Here is an 18016-nt window from a genome sequence, read left to right on the forward strand (position 1 = left end):
GCGAATCTTCTGCCGCATCCGGTGTAGCGGACGCAGGGAGGGTGATCGGCTATGAGCGAGGAGTTGCAGTATGAGCTCCCAGGGCTGGAACGAAAAGCCCATGAATGCGAGTCGACTCGTCCCGAGGGCCCCGGCGACGCGACGAAGCCAGACGAACTCGCCACCACCGCGAGTGTCTATAGCAAGCTCATGGTGTCTGCCGCCAAACTGAAAGCGACGTTTGCAGCGGGAGACCGCGAGGGCGAGCGTATTGCGGCCGCCATCCGCGCCGCGGCGGGCGCCTACCAGAAGATCGAAGAGCAGAAGGCTGCCGAACTGAACCGTCAGATGAATGGCAGCGACGCCCCGCAGCCTGCGGCCGAGGCGGTGGTCCCTGACATGTCCGGTATCCCTGGCCCGTTGACCATCCCGTCCATGGAATACCCATCTGCTGCGGCTGCCGCGGACGAAATGGATTGGGAGGCAGCCGCGAGGATCATACATAGCGGCGATACGCAGGCCCTGTCGATGAAGTACTTCCGAGATCAGTGGCGGGACTATCAGTCCACGCTGGAGGGCCACGGGCGGCATTTTGCGAACCCGGCGGAAGGTTGGTCGGGCGCAGCCGCAGAAACCTGTGCTGAGGCTCAGCGGAGACTGTCGACGTGGTGGGCTGATATGGGTGCGGAGTGTGGCCGTCTGGCCCAAGAGGCCACGACATTTGTCGATGCGCACGACAAGTTGGTCGCGAACCACCCCACCTTGGAAAACGTCAGAGAATTCGAGGAAACAGAGTGGGCGTCTGAGTGGGATCGGCAAAACGCCTGGGCGATGCTGCAGGAGCAGTCGGAGGACGCGCTCGAGGCTTACGCAAACGGCAGCCAAATCCAAGAAATCCGTCCAGGGAAACCGCCGTCGATCGGTGGCCTTCCCGCGGTGAATGACGGCGACGTCCAAGCCACGCCGACTTCAAGCCCGGGAGGACCAGGCGGACCGGGCAGTGGCTCGGGCGGCGGGGGCGGTGGTGGAGGCGGCGCGCCTGAGATGCCGGAGATGCCGTCGATGGAACCGGCTGTATCGCCTGTCGGGAATTCCCCAGGGGGAGAACAACCTTCAGGTTCGCCTTCCGGTGGTGGCTCGCCGTCTGGCGGTTCACCATCTGGTGGTTCGCCCTCTGGTGGTGGCGCGCCCTCCGGGGGTGGCATGCCGGAAGGCGGCCTTCCCACGGATATGCCTGGCGGCCCAGAGATTCCGGGTCTCGACGATCCCAGCCTGAACCCGGCCAGCGCCGGTGGTGGCGGCGGAGGGGGAGTTGGCGGTGGTGGCGGCGGGATGCCTGCCGCACCGCTGGGCCCCCCTGTCGGCGCGGACTCCGTGGCCCCTTCGCCGTCCAGCGCGCGTGGCGGCGCCGTGGGCGTCCCGGGTGGCCCGGCCGGCGGCGGTATGGGCGGCATGATGGGCGGCGGCATGGGTGGAATGGGCGCGGGCCACGGCCAGGGCGGCCAGGGCAAGGAGAAGCGCCGCGATCCGAAACTGTCTCCAGACGAGGACCTTTACACGGAAGACCGTGCTTACACCGAAGGGGTCGTCGGCCATCGTCCGCGCAGGGAGAAGGACAGCGGCAAGCAGCAGTAACGTCGTCAGGAAACCATGTCCCGCGCAACATGCTGCCAACCATGTTCTGAGGTCAAGGCTTTGGGACATTCCCGACGCCGGCGACGTAAACGTGTGTGCGGTGAGTGTTAAGGTTCGACGTGCTTGCCGCCACACGTACTTATCTCCTGCTGGGATTCTTCGTTCTGTGTGGAGCATGGATTCTGCAGGCGACATCGCACGGCGTTCTCGTCACCATCGCAATCGTCGCGCTGTATGTGATCGGAATCGGGCTGATAGCGGTCGGTTGCTACTACTACCGGCAGCTTCCTTGGCCGGAACCTGAACGGCAGAGGAAGGTCGGCGCACCGGTCGCCGTTTTCGGCTTTATCGTCATCGCGATCAATCTGGGGGCCTTCGCAGTCTTCCTTATCTGGGAATACCTGCTGAAATGAACGTCCTGAGCGCCTGGCCTATTGAGGGCTGGGCGATCGATCAGCGACCGTGCATCTCGCCGTCGAGGTCACCCGCCTTGGCCGCATCCGTGCGCTCGTACTTGGTGGCCGCTTCGTCCAACTTCTCGGCAAGTGACGTAGAAACGTTTTGCGGCTCTTCGCACTTGACGGTGTAGAGACGATCAGCTGCTTTCGCGCTGTGATCGAGGGGTCTGGTTGGCTTGGGGTGTGCCGGAGAAGAAGCGGAAGAGCAAGAGGAAGAGCGGAGTGTCCGGGGGCAGTGTGGACCTGGCGTTGCTGCAGAAGCTAATGGCCGACGCTGGTCGGAACGTGTTCGCGGGAATGTTCGATGAGCCGACGCCCGAGGTGCGGGCGGTGCCGGATCGTGCGCGGGGCTTCCGGGTGCGCGTCGACCTGATGTACGCCAAGCCGCCGATCTGGCGTCGGCTGGACCTGCCGGGCGACCTCATGCTCGATGAGCTCCATGTTGTGCTGCAGGTCGTTATGGGCTGGCAGGACAGTCATCTGCATAAGTTCGGTGTCGGGGCGGACCGGCGGACCCGTGCCTACTTCGTCACCGGGTTTGATCTCAGCGAAGGCGACGACGGTGTCGTCGAGGACAGCGTGCGCCTCGATCAGGTGGTGTCCGATAAGGGCGAGCGGTTGTTCTACGATTACGACTTCGGCGACGGATGGGACCACGTGCTCGTGGTCGAAGACGTTTTCGATGATCCGCCCCCGGCTGCGGTGTGTCTGACGGGAAAGATGGCCTGTCCGCCGGAGGACTGTGGTGGCCTGGGCGGCTATGAGGAGTTGGCTGCGTGGGTTCGCGGCGGGTACGACCCGCGGGAAACGCCGATGGGACTCGGTGCGCAGGAGATGAGGGACTGGCTGCCCCGGGGCTGGCACCCCGACCGTTTCTCGGTGGCCGAGACCAATGACGCTCTGGCCGCGTTGAACACGCGTTGAGGATTCTTCACCGCCGAGGTTGACGGAGCTGGGTTCGGAAGCCTCCGGTCTCGAGCAGGGACCGGGCGATGTAGTTGGTGAGGTTGCGGAAGCCCAGGGCGGATCCGCGCAGGTGTTCGAGGCGGCCGTTGATCGCTTCGGTCGGCCCGTTGGAGGTGCCGGGGCGGTCGAAGTAGGCCAGGACGTCGGCGGCACGCTTCTTCAGTGTCCGCCCGAGGGTGATCAGCTCGGTCAGCGACGTGGGGACGCCTGTGCTCAGCGTGGTGATCAGTGCAGCCATCATGGTGCGGCCCTTGGTGCGGTCTGGTTCGCGGTAGGCGGCCACGGTGCGTTGATACATCGCCCAGGTGGCCTCGATCTCGGCGTGCGCGTTGGCGGCGAACAGTGCGGCCAGTCGGGCTTTCTGGCGGTCGGTGAGCAGGTCGGCCCCGGTGTGCAGGGTGCGTCGCGATCGGTAGAGCGGGTCGGTGCTGCGGCCGCGGTGCCCGCAGGTGGCCAGCTGCACGCGGCGTCGGCACTCGTCGAGGGCGTTGCCGGCCAGGCGGACCACGTGGAAGGGGTCCATCACCGTGGCCGCGTCAGGCAGTTCTTCGGTGGCGGCGGTCTTGAACCCGGAGAACCCGTCCATGGCAACAACGTCCACACGATCACGCCACTCCTGTGGCCGCTGTGCCAGCCAGTCGGCGAACGCCTTCTTGGAGCGGCCCTCCACCATGTCGAGCAGCCGTGCGGGGCCGGTCCCGTCACGCACGGGCGTGAGATCGATGATGACGGTGACGTACTTGTCGCCGCGGCGAGTGTGCCGCCACACGTGCTCATCGACGCCGATCACCGCGACGCCATCGAACCGGGCCGGATCGGCGATGAGCACCCGCTGACCTTCGGCGAGCACGGCGTTGTTGGCAGTGTTCCACGACACCGCAAGCGCCTCGGCGACCCGGGCCACCGACAGGTGTTGGCAGACAAGGGCTTCCAGCGCCCACCGCAGAGCACGCCGGGACAGCCTGGCCCGCGGTTCGGCTGCGGCGCTGGCATCCTGGCGCCACACATGAGCGCAGCCGGCGCAACGGTAACGGCGGATCGTGACCAGCAAAGCCGTGGGTCGCCACCCGAACGGTTCATGAGCCAACGTGCGAGTCACGCTGTCACGTACAACGCCTTCTTCGCCGCAGCGGCGGCACCACCGATCCTCATCGGCGACCCGGCACGCCAGCACGGCCCGATCAGGGTCGAGGCGTTGGCCGGTCACCTCCAACCCGAGCTCGTCGAGGCGGCAGAAAGTCGTCAGGTCAGCGCAGGCGAAGCCCGCCCGACCGGTAGCGTCAGGCACGTCGAGGTCTTTCAGATGGATGGCGTAGGAACCTCCATCATCGGAAGACCTCGACCCCTATCCCGGCACCGACGCGCCGACGACCTCTACACCCTCAACTGCGAAGAGCCACCAATCTGTTGCCGGAATATTCGGATCAGTCTGCACCCACGCGGTGGTGTCAGACTTGAATTGGTCCATTACGTGCGCCCACTCATCACAAACAGGATCCCGAGTTAGCAGGAAACGTTGTGGGTCGTTCGTGTTCCCGATCGGCGAAACCTGAGTCGGTGGTGCGAGCGGTGTGACAAGTGGACCCCGAGCAGCCGCGGATCCGAACTCAATCGCTGAACAAATATTTCCGATTGTTTCAGTGATTGCGATTGTGACACGTGCGAATTGATCGGCCGGTGGCGCGTAGTCAGGAATGCTCGCTGCATACGTACGGGAGTATGCGATGAACTGCTCATAAAGTTCTCGCATAACTCTATGTTGTGCCATTCTGGCCACAGGTACGATCTGGTCAGCAGCGTTTCGCAGAGCGTCTGCCACCTCGTCGTACTGAGACCGAATTTCCGGACTCCATGAACTCGCCGGAATTGATGGATCCCGTTGCCCCCATCCATTCTTAGATGTGCGTATCCAGGTAGTCATAATCGGGTACTGCGCTGCGCACGACGGATCGTCGGTGATTACAGAGACGGGACCGGTATCGTCGGCGCTGGCGACTTCTGCGCTAGCTGTCCCATTAACCGACGGCGGTGGCGCGCTTGTATTCGACCCACTATTCCCAGGGTCCTTGCTAGCGACCGACAACGTCACAGCTGCCGTCACCCCGATCACGACGACCAGTACTACTCCGCCCAAGATCCACTTCCATCCGTTGCCCCGCTTCGGAGATTTCGGAGGTTGATGCCAAGCATCAACAGGGTGTCCAGGTCCACTCAGCCCGCCTTGCGGCGGCTGGAAGCCATTCGGAGGCGGCACAGAACCAGGAGGAGGAGGAAAGCTCACCGATGAACCTCCGTACCAATACCGCTATGGCGCAACCCAATACCTCCACCGTTACTCACAATGCGACCTCCGGCGCGGCTTCCGCGATCCTTTGATGTCGTTGCTTCTGTTTAACATGTTGCGAATCCAGCGAAGCATCAACCGGCGCCTGCGCCCCTTCACCGACATCTGCCCCAGCCCTGGGTGTCAGGGTGAGTTGAGTCCACTGGTACTTAGCCTGAATCCGTGGAGCGGCCCTCCTTGAGGTGTCCGTGTGTGGTTTCTGCTGCGTTCGGTGTTGCGGGCATGCGGTAGTTGCTGGTCTGCCCAGCTTTTCCTGTGTGCTCCGGTTGGGCCTGTTCGGCGCGTTGGTCAGGTCGTTGCCGGTAGCGGTGGGCTGTATCCGATGGTGTTGCGCCACAACGTGAGCCAGTGCTCTGTCCAGGGCCAGTGCTCGGGGAGGTGCAGGATCGGTCGACGCTGGGGTCGGGCCAGACGGGCGGGAATGTTGACGATCTTGCGGCGCAGCGTCGCGCCGCGGGCAACCACGTGGGCACCTCCTGCGAGCACGCCGGCGGCGCGCAGCAGGTTGTGCGCGATCGCCGCGCACAACACCCACGCACTGTTGGCACCGAACTGTCCTGAGGGCATGTGGGCCAGGGGTCCGTCGATCAGATCGGCGAAGACGGTTTCGATGATCGCGTGCTGGCGGTGGGTGATGTCAGCCTCGGCGGTCGGCAAGTCTGTGTTGGTGAAGAACGGGTGATACCGCCACACCGGGAACAGCGCGTCCCGAAATCTCGCGTCTTTGACTCGCCGCACCACCAACCGCGCGGTGAACCGATCTTTGGTAGAGGCGAAGGCGGTGTAGCTGACCTCGGCGACCTCGGCATCAGAAATCCAGTCACCGGTGTCGGGATCACGCACTGCACCGGGATAGTTGACCGGCTCCCAGGCCTGCTCGTCGATCGAACTGATGGCCCGATCAACCGCGGTATTGCGGGTCATCACCACCGAGAAGTGCGCATTGTGGGCTCGGCAGGCGCCCACCACCGACCGGGTGCCGTAGGACGAATCGCCACGCACCAGCAGTTGCCCGCGCACGCCGGCGGCGCGGGCGGTGGCGATGGCTTGGGCGACCATGCGGCCCGCACCCTTCCCGGAACTGGTCTTACCGGCGCGCAGCCGCATCCCGGCGATCACCGGCGCCGCTCCGGGGGTGCTGATCGTCGTCGCCAACGGGGAGAGCCCTTTACGCAGAACCTGCTTACCAGCGATCTTGGTATGCCCGTAGGAGGCACCCTGTTTGGCGTGGCCATAGACCGGGCGCAGCAGTGAGTCGATGTCGATGAACGCCCCCGTGTCGGATCCGGGCAGCAGGTCCACCCGCGCACAGAGTGCGGCCAGATGATGACGCAGGACCGACTCCAACTGCCGGGCGTGTCCGAAGGTGAACTCCCGCAACAGTGTTCCGATCGTCGATGGTGCATAGACCCCATCGAAGAGCGTCTTCATCCCGCCGCCACGCACGAGGTCGAGGTCATCAATGCTGTCGGCGCCGGCGCACATTCCGGCGACCACGGTGAGCAGCTTCGGCGACGGGTTGGCCGACCCGGACTTGATCCGTGGTTCGCTGATACGAACCTTGTCGGCCAGCAACTGTGACAGCCCGGTCTGGGTGGCCAGCGTCATTACCGGCACCAGACCGGCGCACGACACGAGATGGGCATCATCGAAGACCGCCGACGACGCAGCGAACCTATGGGACACTTTCACCGGAAGTGCCTTTCGAAGTTGTGCCGATAAGTGCCTAGAGAACACTCATCATCACAGCTCAGAAGGCACTTTCCTCGTCACGACACCCTGCGACCAGCCAATTCATCGGTGGATCGAGGCTTAGCAACTTGGCAACTTGGCTTGATCTCGGGGCGAGAACGGAATCACCTGAACCATGACGACGACGATGGCTGCTGTGCGCGAGACTGGAGCGGTGGCACCTTCACCGCGATCTGATGGCCCGCGCCGGCGGCGCTCGATTTCTCCGGCGCAGAAGCTGGCCCACCTGGATGCCTATGAGCAGGCCTGTACGACCAACGATGGTGGGGCGTACCTGCGCGGTGAGGGGTTGTATTCCTCGCAGATCGCCGAGTGGCGCAAACAACGCGATGCTGGGGTGTTGGAAGGCAAGGCACCTGGGGAGAAGGTCGGTAAACTCACCCGCGAGCAGGCCGAGATCGCCCGCCTGAAAAAGGAACTCGCCCAGGCCAATAATCGGCTGGCGACCACCGAGGCTGCCCTGGGGATCATGGGAAAAGCACACGCGCTCTTGGAGTCTCTCTCCGAGAGCGCGGACACCGACACGCCGCCGACCAAGCGCTGATGGATGCCTACAACGATCTGCGGGATATCCAGATTCCGACCCGCAAGGCCGCGGAGGTGACCGGCATGCACCGCTCGACGGCCACTCGACGCGCCAAACCCGCGCCGGCGCCTGCCGATCGGGCACCACGACCGGTCCCGGTCAACAAGCTCACCGAGTCCGAATGCGCCCGGGTGGTTGAGGTGCTCAACAGTGCCCGGTTCGTCGATGCCGCGCCGATGCAGGTGTGGGCCACGTTGCTCGATGAAGGCAGCTACCTGTGTTCGGTGTCGACGATGTACCGCGTCCTCAATGCCAACAAGCTGGTCAAGGAGCGCCGTCGGCTGGCCCGGCACCGCAAAGCGGTCTGCCCGGAACTGGTGGCCACCGCGCCGCGGCAGGTGTATTCGTGGGACATCACCAAACTGGCCGGCCCGGTCAAAGGGGTCTACTACGACGCCTACGTGATGATCGACATTTACTCGCGTTACATCGTCGGGGTCCATGTGCACGCCCGCGAATGCGGCCAGCTGGCCAAGGAGATGATGGAACAGATCTTCGGCACCTACGGCATCCCACACGTCGTGCACGCTGATCGGGGCACCTCGATGACCAGCAACACCGTCGCCGGACTGCTCTCGGATCTGGGCGTCATCCGCTCGCATTCGCGGCCCAAGAGGAATTGTCAATACCTGTGGATCGGGGTGTTTCAGGCGACCTCCGTTCCGGCGTGCTGACCGCCGTCTGAGGGCGATGTTGGCGGGGTGATGTCGGTGGGTCGTTCGAGCAGTCTGCCTTTATGGAAGACCGCGCCGGCGCGGACCAGGGCGACCAGGTGTGGGGCGTTGACGGCACGCCAGCGGGCCGCGGCGGCGTCGATGAGCTTGTAGGCCATCGCTAGTCCGGCCGCTCGTGATCCGGGCCCCTTGGTGACCTTGGTCCTCAAACGCACTGTGGCAAAGGTGGATTCGATCGGATTCGTCGTTCGCAGATGAATCCAATGTTCGGCCGGATACTTGTAGAATTCCAGCAGCACATCGAGGTCGTCGGTGATCTTAGCGACCGCCTTGGGATACTTCGCGCCGAAGTCGGCCTCGAAGGCCTTGACCGCGATCTGGGCCTTGTCGATATCCTCGGCGTTGTAGATCTCCTTGATCGCCGCCAGCGCCGACGGGTGCGCTGATTTCGGCAGTGCAGCAAGAACATTGGCCTGCTTATGAAACCAGCACCGCTGCTCTTTGGTGGCCGGGAAAACCTCGCGGACTGCTTTCCAGAACCCGAGCGCGCCATCGCCGATCGCGAGTACGGGGGCGGTCATGCCGCGGCGCTTGCAGTCGCGCAACAGATCGGCCCACGACTCGGCCGACTCGCGGTAGCCGTCGGTGATCGCCACGAGCTCCTTGCGGCCATCAGCACGCACGCCCAGCATCACCAGCAGACAGAGCTTTTCCTGGTCCAGCCGCACCTTGAGGTGAATGCCGTCGACCCACAGATACACGTAATCAGTGGCCGAGAGGTCGCGGGCCCCAAACGCGCGGGCCTCGTCTTGCCACTGCGCCGTGAGCCGGGTGATCGTGCTGGCCGACAGCCCAGCGCCGGAGCCGAGGAACTGCTCGAGGGCAGGGGTGAAATCGTTGCTCGACAGGCCGTGCAGGTACAGCAGCGGCAGTACCTCGCTCATCTGCGGCGACTTGCGCGCCCAGGCCGGCAGGATCGCCGAGGAGAACCGCTTGCGTTCACCGGTGTCGGGGTCGACACGGCGGTCGTTGACCCGCGGCGCTTTCACCTGCACCGCGCCGGCGGCGGTCAGCACCTCCCGGGGCTGGTGATAGCCGTTTCGCACCACCAACCGGTGACCGTTCTCGTCGAGTTGATCGGCGAACTGCGCCACGTAGGCGGCGACCTCGGCCTGCAACGCCGCGGCCAGCATCTGCCGGGCCCCGTCGCGGACGATCTCATCCAACAACGACCGACCAGCACCGCTGGCCTTGTCGTTGGCGTCCTCGGTGTCGTGAACTACGGTGAGCATGGGCGTACCTTCCCAACCAGCGCGCCAACGCCGGTCTTGATCGAATACCTGATTCCGTGAAGATCATCCCCGGGAAGGTGCGCCCATCTTCACGCCCCCACACCGAGGCTCATCCACAGGTATTGATCATTGCTCGCGGCCCAAGGTATCCAACGACAACCCCTACAGCGAGTCCTGGTTCAAGACCTTGAAGTATGCGCCGGCGTTCCCGGAACGCTTCGAATCCATCCATCACGCGAGGTCATGGACCGATTCGTGCAGTGGTACAACCATGAACACCGCCACAGCGGCATCGGGCTGCACACACCCGCCGATGTGTTCTACGGCCTCGCCGGCGGGAAAGACACCCAGCGCCGAGCCGTGCTCGCCGACGCCAGGGCGCGCCACCCACGCCGATTCGGCCGCGACACCGCACCCAAGGTCATCGACCTACCTGAATCCGCGGCGATCAACCCACCCAAACCGGCCGAACAGGAGACCGAAACGGAAGCCGCTTAACACCCACTGGACTCAAACACCTTGACAAATTCCGAGGGGCCGTCTTTATCAGGCTGAAGGTGTGCCAGGGATAGTCGTAGAGGCATGACCCTCGCATGGGGTGGGTCCGGGCGCTGCTGTATCCAACGCCGATGACGTTGCGGAATTTGGCGTGTCCGTACTGCCATACCGACCGTTAAGCTGAGTGTGGCTAACGTTGCGCAGGTGGGTCGGACTACATCGCGGGTGCGCCACGGGTTCGTGTGAGGGGAAGGGCTAGTGGGATATCCCGAGTTCCGGGTCATAGAGGAGGCGATCGGATGGGATCCGGCCGAAGTGACGGTTCCCCCCTTGCCTGACAAGGCAGTCGCTGCGCCGGGTGGTGATCCGTTGAGCGCTCTAGTGGGCGCGGTGATGCCGAACCTCGCCAACGACGTTAATAAGAAGGTTGCCGAAGCTCGGGCGCGAGAGGAAAGTTTCGCCTCGAACCTGAGTTCTGCTCGTACTGCATATCACGGGGCGGACAGCGCTGGTCAGGATCAAATCAATGCGGCGGCAGACCAGATTGACCCGGCCGATGCCTTTGGTGCCGGCGCTCCGGTGGAAAGTGCAAACGCTCTGTCATCGGGTGAGGGTGGTTTCAGCCAGCTCACCCAGTTGATGGGTATGGCGATGCAGGTGGGGCAGCAGGCGGCGCAGATGCCCATGGGCGCGGCGGGCACGATCGGACAGATGTCTCAGCCCCTGATACAAGGTGTCCAAAGCATCGTTCAACAGGCCGCGCAGGCATCGGAGGGCTCACGCCAAGGCGGTCAGGGCGAGGGCACGGGAGGAAGCTTTGATAGTGGGGTAGGCGCAGTGGCTCCTGAGTTGAAGCCTGAGGGCGGCAATCACGAGGAAAATGCGGCTGCCGACGGTGGCACGAGGCTTGATGAGGAAAACGACCTGTCCGAGGATGCCGCTGGGGCAGATGTTGGTGAAGGGACGCCGGCGCCGGTTGATGCTCCGCTGGATTCGCAACATGTTGAACAGAAGCAACGACATCAAAGGATCGCGGAAGCCGCGCCGGAGGTCGCATTGTGAGTAACGGTGGAGGTATTGGGTTGCGCCATAAAGGTATTGGTACGGAGGTTCATCGGTGAGCTTTTCTCCTCCTCCTCCTCCTCCTCCTCCTCCTCCCGGTTCCGTGCCGCCTCCGAACGGCTTCCAGCCGCCGCAAGGCGGGCTGAGTGGACATGGATACCCTGCTGATGCTTGGCAACAACCTCCGAGGTCTCCGAAGCGGGGCAACGGATGGAAGTGGATCTTGGGCGGAGTAGCACTGGTCGTCGTGATCGGAGTGACGGCAGCTGTGACGTTGTCGATCGCTAACAGGGGCCCTGGGAACAATGGGTCGAGTTCAAGCGCGCCATCGCCTTCGGTTAATGAGACAGCTAGCGCAGAAGTCGCCAGCGCCGACGACACCGGACCCGTCTCTGTAATCACCGACGATCCGTCGTGTGCAGCGCAGCAGCCCATTCTCGATACGTACGCGAGAGCATCCCAAAATGGTTGGCAGGACAGGGATCCCAATATTCCTCGCGCTAGCTGGACGCCCGAGGTGCGTACGCAGTATGAAGAAGCTGCGCAGGCGATGAAAAACGCCGCCGACCAGTTAGTGCCAATCGCTAAACTAACGCCGCACCGGGTGATGCGGGAACTATACGAACAATTCATCGCTTATGCGCGTGCCTATGCTTCGGCTGTACCGAATTACGACCCTATTGACGATAACATGGCCATCGTTGCTAACGCGACAGGCGACGCCATAACCTTTATATGTGCCGCGATCCAAAATGGTTCCGCGGGGGCCCGCGGTCCTCTAGTCGAGAAGATCCCAAGCCAGTCCTTCATCCAGTCGGATATAGACATCGAGAACCCCAGCCGATTTCTGCTGGAAACTAATCCAGCCTGTTCCACCTTGGATTCTGCGCTGGCCAGCTTCCAGGCTGATACGTCGGCGTGGCTGGAAACCGATCCAGGGATTCCCGCGAGCGACTGGTCACCAGAACAAAGGGAACGGAATGAGCAGGTAGCCCCTGTGATGCGGCGGTTCGCAACTCAACTGCAATCGGTTGGCAGACAAAGTGACAACGCAGTTTTTCGTGATTTCGCGTATCTTTCAGCGCAGTATCGGAAAGCTTACGTCTCGGCTCTGCCAAGTTATGTGCCAGCGGATCGGTACCTTGCCACCGTGTCGCTGCGCCTGGCAGGAGCGTTAAGCGCGGCATGCTCGGCAGCGGGAGCTTGACCGATTTCAGGATCGCGTTCTGGGTTGAAACTCTGGTTTACGAGGTGACAGGCACGGATGGGGTCAAAGCAGCCTGATGATAGTGAGTACGGTGGCCAGACCGTTACTGGAGCAGCGTGGCCACACATCGATGAAGAGCTAATCGGTATCGCAGCAGATTCCTTCGGAGACCTCGCTATCAATCTGCGGGACAACGTCATTCCATCTGCTGGTCGCCAGCGAATGAGACTGTCCGACTTCTGGGAAGGCAACGGCGCTGAAGCGGCATTAGAAGAAGCTTCGAAAATAATCGATTATCATGAGCTTAGCCAGGCCGCCGCCGAGCGGGTGAAGGCTCGATTAAAGCTCATCGAGAAAAAAATCGCAGATACAAAAGACTTGGTAAATTCCACCGCCCGTCGTGTTCAGAAGATCTGCGAAGACATTCAGAACGAGGGATTCCCTTCTATCCCATTCAGGGACACTCGCTCAGAGAGAATTGACGACGAGATACTGAAAGGGCTAGAGGAAAACATCGGCCACGTTTCCGATGCCGCAATTTCTCTAGCGCAGCATCTGCATGTGCCATCCGGGACGCCTGGTGCTGACGGAAAGGTGCCGGATAACACCCCCGAAACGAGACCGCCCAAGTCTCATGACACACAGGACGGTGTCGTCCACCCGATCAACAAGTTCACGGCTCCGAGTCCGAACTATCCAGCTTCACCACCACCCGGAAAGGGGCAGGACGGTGTTATTCGTCCGGAGAGCAAGAGTCCCGGCCCGGCCCCCGTTGAAGGCGGGCCTCCCACACCTGCTCCGAAGGCACAGCAGGACGGAGACGTAGCTCCGCGACAGAAACAGGAGGCACCGGTCCCGGCACCTGGGGTCCCGTCAAATCAGGCCCCTCAGCCAAGTTCTCCTGCTGGTCCGGTGTCGCCAGGCTCGCCGGCCGCTCCCGCGCCTACAAGCAGCGGTGGCGGACCAAAGAACCCTTCGCTGACAGGACTTTCGGGGACGTCAGAGTCGCCCGCATCGCCAAGTACGCCAGCGCCGACAAGCAATCCAGCGGCATCAGGTCTCCAGCCAAAGACTCCCTTGGAGCAGTTCCAAAAAGGACTTTCGGATTCAGCAAAGACAAGTGGGTCGCCACAGACGCTGTCATCTACGCCGTCACAGCCGCTCGGTGGACCGCCCACGACACAGCCACTCGGGGCTGCACCGCCAACAGCAGGTCCTGCCGCACCACCCGGTGCTGGCGGACCTCCAGCACCGGTCGCGCAGGCAGCAGGTGGACCTGGCGGCGGGGCTGGGCCAGCACCTGTGGCGCCACCCCCAAGCGGAGGTGTCCCAGGTGGGGCGGTCCCGTTGGGACCTCCACCGACTCCTCCACTAGCGGCGCCTGTGACGACGCCGTCGCCGGCGGCCGGTCCGCCTGTTGCTCCCACGGGTGCGGCAGCTGGTGCGGCCGGTGGTGGAGGTGCACAGGTCGCGCCGATTCCGGTGTCGGCGGCACGAGCCGAACGCGACCTTGCCCAACGAGCGGTTCGACGGTCGGGCGTGGATCCGATGGAGACTGCGCGCAGGATTGCAGCCGCGCTGAACGCCCCTGGGATGACCAACGTCGAGGATTTCAAGTTCTTCTGGGTCACAGGCCTCACGACCGACGGAAAGATCGTCGTCGCCAACAACTACGGAATTGCCTACATCCCTCAGCAGGTGCATTTGCCTGAACAGGTGCATATGGCATCTGCCGATGGGCCGAACACAACGGGAAGACCTTGCGCGCAGTGATCGCGACGGAGGATCAGCTGAAGAACTCGGATGCCGGCGTGCACCACGAGGTTTTGAAGCCTGAGGACATCCCTGAGAGCGGCAAGATGGCTGGTCGCGATCGCCTGCAGGTGATCGCTCCGGATGTGAGCTCGCAGTTGGCGCGGATCAGCGACACCGACCTGGTGAGCGTCCTACCGCCGGCGCCCGCTGATTCGAATCCGCCAGAAGACCGTCGGAAATCGTTGTGGGACAATGTCTGGAAGCCGTTGGCAAGTCGTTCCGCGAAGCGAGGGGAGAGGCACCTGACGGCCTTCGTGGCGTACGCGTCACACGCCCAGGAACACGCGCTTTACGCAGCACACACGGCAGCGCTCCCTGATGAGCAGCGGCAGGCGATCCGCGAGTTCATCTATTGGCAGCACGTCGGCCAATTGACGGCCGACGCCTTGGCCCCCGCGTGACGGTGCCAGTGATTCGACACGGAAAGCTGTTGCGCGCCGGTCGGGAAATTGACGCAAAACGCTCGGCCGAGTCGACCTTATGATTGCCTACGGAACACAACCGGGCGAGTTGGTGTTGACGGCAGCTGTTTGCGGGGGTGGCTTTGGATTCGCCAGTTTCGCGAATCTTCTGCCGCATCCGGTGTAGCGGACGCAGGGAGGGTGATCGGCTATGAGCGAGGAGTTGCAGTATGAGCTCCCAGGGCTGGAACGAAAAGCCCATGAATGCGAGTCGACTCGTCCCGAGGGCCCCGGCGACGCGACGAAGCCAGACGAACTCGCCACCACCGCGAGTGTCTATAGCAAGCTCATGGTGTCTGCCGCCAAACTGAAAGCGACGTTTGCAGCGGGAGACCGCGAGGGCGAGCGTATTGCGGCCGCCATCCGCGCCGCGGCGGGCGCCTACCAGAAGATCGAAGAGCAGAAGGCTGCCGAACTGAACCGTCAGATGAATGGCAGCGACGCCCCGCAGCCTGCGGCCGAGGCGGTGGTCCCTGACATGTCCGGTATCCCTGGCCCGTTGACCATCCCGTCCATGGAATACCCATCTGCTGCGGCTGCCGCGGACGAAATGGATTGGGAGGCAGCCGCGAGGATCATACATAGCGGCGATACGCAGGCCCTGTCGATGAAGTACTTCCGAGATCAGTGGCGGGACTATCAGTCCACGCTGGAGGGCCACGGGCGGCATTTTGCGAACCCGGCGGAAGGTTGGTCGGGCGCAGCCGCAGAAACCTGTGCTGAGGCTCAGCGGAGACTGTCGACGTGGTGGGCTGATATGGGTGCGGAGTGTGGCCGTCTGGCCCAAGAGGCCACGACATTTGTCGATGCGCACGACAAGTTGGTCGCGAACCACCCCACCTTGGAAAACGTCAGAGAATTCGAGGAAACAGAGTGGGCGTCTGAGTGGGATCGGCAAAACGCCTGGGCGATGCTGCAGGAGCAGTCGGAGGACGCGCTCGAGGCTTACGCAAACGGCAGCCAAATCCAAGAAATCCGTCCAGGGAAACCGCCGTCGATCGGTGGCCTTCCTGCAGTGAATGACGGTGATGTCCAGGCGAGTCCGACCTCCGCGCCCGGCGGACCTGGAGGACCCGGCAGCGGCACACCCGGCGGCGGTGGAGCCGGCGGTGGTGGCGGCACCCCTGAGATGCCGGAACTGCCGTCGACAGACCCGTCGATGTCGCCGATGAGCGCGAATTCCGCAGGGGAAGAGCAGTCTTCGGGCTCACCGTCCAGCGGCGGCTCGTCGTCCGGTGGTTCGCCATCTGGCGGTTCGCCTTCAGGTGGCGGTGCGCCGTCCGGTAGCGGGATGCCGAGCGGTGGCCTTCCGTCAGACATGCCGGGCGGCCCTGAGATCCCCGGTCTCGACGATCCCAGCCTGAACCCGGCCAGCGCCGGTGGTGGCGGCGGAGGGGGTGTCGGTGGCGGTGGTGGTGGAATGCCTGCTGCGCCACTCGGTCCCGCCGTCGGCGCGGACTCGGTGTCACCGTCGCCGTCGAGTACCCGTGGTGGTGGCGTCGGAGTTCCGGGCGGCCCCGGCGGTGGTGCGGGCGGCATGATGGGTGGCGGCATGGGTGGTATGGGCGCCGGTCACGGTCAAGGCCAGGGCAAGGAAAAGAAGCGCGACCCGAAGCTTGCTCCGGATGAGGACCTCTACACGGAGGACCGCGCTCACACCGAAGGCGTCATTGGTCATCGCGCGCGCCGGGAGAAGGACAGTGGAAAGCAGCAGTAGGAACCGTGATCAGACCAGTGCGCTACGAAACATGTTCAAAGCACGTGGGTTTGGGAGCGCCAGGAGAGCAGCAGCGAGTACGTATGTGCGGTGAGTGTTAGGGTTCGACGTGCTTGCCGCCACACGTACATATCTTCTGCTCGGCTTCTTTGTCTTGTGCGGAGCATGGATTCTGCAGGCGACGTCACACGGCGTTCTCGTCACTGTCGCAATTGTCGCGCTGTATGTGATCGGAATCGGGCTGATAGTGGTCGGTTGTCACTACTACCGGCAGCTTCCTTGGCCGGAACCCCAAAGGTATAAAAAGGTCGGGGCTCCGCTTGCGGTGTTCGGTTGGATCGTGATCGCAATCAATCTTGGGGCGTTCGTCGTCTTTCTTGTTTCGGAATATCTACTGAAATGAACGGGCGGCGCTTCAGCTGCCGTGCATTTCGCCGTCGAGGTCACCCGCCTTGGCCGCATCCGTGCGCTCATAATTGGTGGCTGCTTCGTCCAACTTCTCGGCAAGTGACGTAGAAACGCCCTGCATAGCCGCTGCCGCCGCGTCACGTGAAAAGCCAGCGGCACCGATCGCCGCAATGGTGGGCGCGCACACAGGACCGTGGGTCACTGTGACCAAGGCGGTCGTATTGTTCGTGGCCTGCGCTGCCGTCGCGATGTTCTCAACGATCTGCCGCTGACGTTCCGACAGTTCACGCAGCGCTGCTGCCGTTACTTTCAGATCACCGCTCACCGGGAGTCCCTTTCGTCGAGCCTCGGTACTTCATTACTGCGCCTGAGCTTCCGCAGCAATACGGTCGTAGGTGGCGCCGGCGCGCCGGATCAACGTGGCGTTCTCCGATGAGTCAGCGATCATCCGATACATCCGCTGTGTGGCGATGGGGAGTGTCTTGGCGACCCCTCCCCACTGAATGATCTGGGAGGCGATTTCGCCCGAACCGGGCGGGGCGTTCCAAAACTTGGCGGCGATTGCCGCCGGTATCAGCCAGGTGAGCTCAGTCATCTGGTGATCGATCTGTCGCCGGGTGTCTTCGATCTCACCGGCTTCTTTGTCGAGGACCTCTTTCACGATGCGATCCGTCTCGGCCATGAGCGCTGCGCGCTCCTTCTGTTCGCGATTCCTGTCGGAGTAGGCATCCGAACTGCTGCCTTCCCAGCTGTCAGGCGAACGGGTTCCATCGAGGCCACTGCTGACCCCTGAAAATGCCTCAGCGCCCTGCCCGTAGCGATCTCCGTGTTCAGGACCCTCGACCCCAGTCAGGTTGCTCATGATTGTCATCGTTCTCAGGCCGAAAGCGATGATCGGTGTCGCCGCGGCCGCGGCGAGCTTCGTGTCGCCCAACTTCTGTGCGCCGTCTCTGGCAAGAGATTGCCCGAAACTGATGGCGTTCGCTCCCAAGCCCGCAGCCGTGTAACGGGTGTCTTCAGCCATACCTACTGTGTGCGAGTAGCCGCTGTACCAGTTGTTGGCTATGTCGTAAAGATCCCCGAAGTCACTCACGTGGCGTCATCCCTCCCAGGTTCTGGAACAGCCTAACAACGCGCAGACATGCTCCGATGCACCAATTTT

Annotated in this window: 14 protein-coding genes and 4 pseudogenes; 11 read left to right on the forward strand and 7 right to left on the reverse strand. The window is 63.0% G+C overall.

What is annotated here, in order from left to right:
• Positions 1 to 51 precede the first annotated feature (51 nt).
• Together espB (AT701_RS00365) and AT701_RS00370 are read left to right on the forward strand one after the other, a co-directional pair.
• Positions 52 to 1614, forward strand: coding sequence for a type VII secretion system ESX-1 target EspB (gene espB / locus AT701_RS00365; RefSeq protein ID WP_058124896.1), 1563 nt, complete (start codon positions 52 to 54; stop codon positions 1612 to 1614).
• Between the two features lie 119 nt (positions 1615 to 1733).
• Positions 1734 to 2027 (forward strand): hypothetical protein, encoded by a 294-nt coding sequence (locus tag AT701_RS00370; RefSeq protein WP_058124897.1) that lies wholly within the window; start codon positions 1734 to 1736, stop codon positions 2025 to 2027.
• Positions 2028 to 2067: 40 nt separating this feature from the next.
• Here the strand turns inward: AT701_RS00370 and AT701_RS35340 are convergent.
• Positions 2068 to 2217 (reverse strand): annotated as a pseudogene (locus tag AT701_RS35340) (type VII secretion target); the annotation flags it as partial.
• A 77-nt stretch (positions 2218 to 2294) separates the two neighbouring features.
• On the opposite strand from AT701_RS35340, the gene AT701_RS00375 reads away from it, so the two are divergent.
• Positions 2295 to 2996 carry a plasmid pRiA4b ORF-3 family protein gene (locus tag AT701_RS00375; protein ID WP_011726740.1) on the forward strand — a complete coding sequence of 234 codons (702 nt, stop codon included), beginning with the start codon at positions 2295 to 2297 and terminating at the stop codon, positions 2994 to 2996.
• A gap of 7 nt (positions 2997 to 3003) precedes the next feature.
• On the opposite strand, the gene AT701_RS00380 is transcribed toward AT701_RS00375, so the two are convergent.
• The 3 genes from AT701_RS00380 to AT701_RS00385 all read right to left on the reverse strand — a co-directional run bounded on the left by AT701_RS00380 (position 3004) and on the right by AT701_RS00385 (position 7074).
• Positions 3004 to 4326 (reverse strand): ISL3-like element IS1096 family transposase, encoded by a 1323-nt coding sequence (locus AT701_RS00380; RefSeq protein WP_011726739.1) that lies wholly within the window; start codon positions 4324 to 4326, stop codon positions 3004 to 3006.
• 57 nt (positions 4327 to 4383) lie between these two features.
• On the reverse strand, positions 4384 to 5319 hold the full coding sequence (locus AT701_RS36165) for an ESX-1 system-associated protein (protein ID WP_488609632.1): 936 nt from the start codon (positions 5317 to 5319) through the stop codon (positions 4384 to 4386).
• A 351-nt stretch (positions 5320 to 5670) separates the two neighbouring features.
• On the reverse strand, positions 5671 to 7074 hold the full coding sequence (locus AT701_RS00385) for an IS1380 family transposase (protein ID WP_058124898.1): 1404 nt from the start codon (positions 7072 to 7074) through the stop codon (positions 5671 to 5673).
• A 187-nt stretch (positions 7075 to 7261) separates the two neighbouring features.
• Between AT701_RS00385 and AT701_RS35520 the strand changes: the two are divergent.
• A pseudogene (locus AT701_RS35520) lies at positions 7262 to 8334 on the forward strand (DDE-type integrase/transposase/recombinase); the annotation flags it as partial.
• 32 nt (positions 8335 to 8366) lie between these two features.
• Here the strand turns inward: AT701_RS35520 and AT701_RS00400 are convergent.
• The gene (locus tag AT701_RS00400; protein WP_011727856.1) at positions 8367 to 9686 is read right to left on the reverse strand and encodes an IS256 family transposase; all 1320 of its coding nucleotides are present in this window, start codon (positions 9684 to 9686) and stop codon (positions 8367 to 8369) included.
• Positions 9687 to 9819: 133 nt separating this feature from the next.
• On the opposite strand from AT701_RS00400, the pseudogene AT701_RS00405 reads away from it, so the two are divergent.
• From AT701_RS00405 to AT701_RS00435, 7 genes and pseudogenes are all read left to right on the forward strand, one after another.
• Positions 9820 to 10184: pseudogene (locus AT701_RS00405) on the forward strand (integrase core domain-containing protein); the annotation flags it as partial.
• A gap of 258 nt (positions 10185 to 10442) precedes the next feature.
• On the forward strand, positions 10443 to 11246 hold the full coding sequence (locus AT701_RS34525; protein ID WP_157892486.1) for a PE domain-containing protein: 804 nt from the start codon (positions 10443 to 10445) through the stop codon (positions 11244 to 11246).
• Between the two features lie 268 nt (positions 11247 to 11514).
• Positions 11515 to 12453, forward strand: coding sequence for an ESX-1 system-associated protein (locus tag AT701_RS35525; protein WP_494400767.1), 939 nt, complete (start codon positions 11515 to 11517; stop codon positions 12451 to 12453).
• 1165 nt (positions 12454 to 13618) lie between these two features.
• On the forward strand, positions 13619 to 13828 hold the full coding sequence (locus AT701_RS35470; RefSeq protein WP_220096357.1) for a hypothetical protein: 210 nt from the start codon (positions 13619 to 13621) through the stop codon (positions 13826 to 13828).
• Between the two features lie 218 nt (positions 13829 to 14046).
• A pseudogene (locus tag AT701_RS35535) lies at positions 14047 to 14669 on the forward strand (EspK C-terminal domain-containing protein).
• A gap of 211 nt (positions 14670 to 14880) precedes the next feature.
• A complete protein-coding gene (espB, locus tag AT701_RS00430) occupies positions 14881 to 16446 on the forward strand; it encodes a type VII secretion system ESX-1 target EspB (protein ID WP_058124901.1) in 1566 nt (521 codons plus the stop codon).
• Between the two features lie 94 nt (positions 16447 to 16540).
• Positions 16541 to 16849, forward strand: a complete 309-nt coding sequence (locus tag AT701_RS00435) for a hypothetical protein (RefSeq protein WP_130872788.1) — start codon at positions 16541 to 16543, stop codon at positions 16847 to 16849.
• A gap of 12 nt (positions 16850 to 16861) precedes the next feature.
• Here the strand turns inward: AT701_RS00435 and AT701_RS00440 are convergent, their stop codons facing one another.
• Both AT701_RS00440 and AT701_RS00445 read right to left on the reverse strand, forming a co-directional pair.
• Positions 16862 to 17179 (reverse strand): ESX-1 secretion-associated protein, encoded by a 318-nt coding sequence (locus AT701_RS00440; RefSeq protein WP_058124902.1) that lies wholly within the window; start codon positions 17177 to 17179, stop codon positions 16862 to 16864.
• 33 nt (positions 17180 to 17212) lie between these two features.
• Positions 17213 to 17947 carry an EspA/EspE family type VII secretion system effector gene (locus AT701_RS00445; protein ID WP_058124903.1) on the reverse strand — a complete coding sequence of 245 codons (735 nt, stop codon included), beginning with the start codon at positions 17945 to 17947 and terminating at the stop codon, positions 17213 to 17215.
• Positions 17948 to 18016: the final 69 nt, after the last annotated feature.

Origin of the sequence: Mycolicibacterium smegmatis (genome assembly GCF_001457595.1) — a bacterium.
Taxonomy (GTDB): domain Bacteria; phylum Actinomycetota; class Actinomycetes; order Mycobacteriales; family Mycobacteriaceae; genus Mycobacterium; species Mycobacterium smegmatis.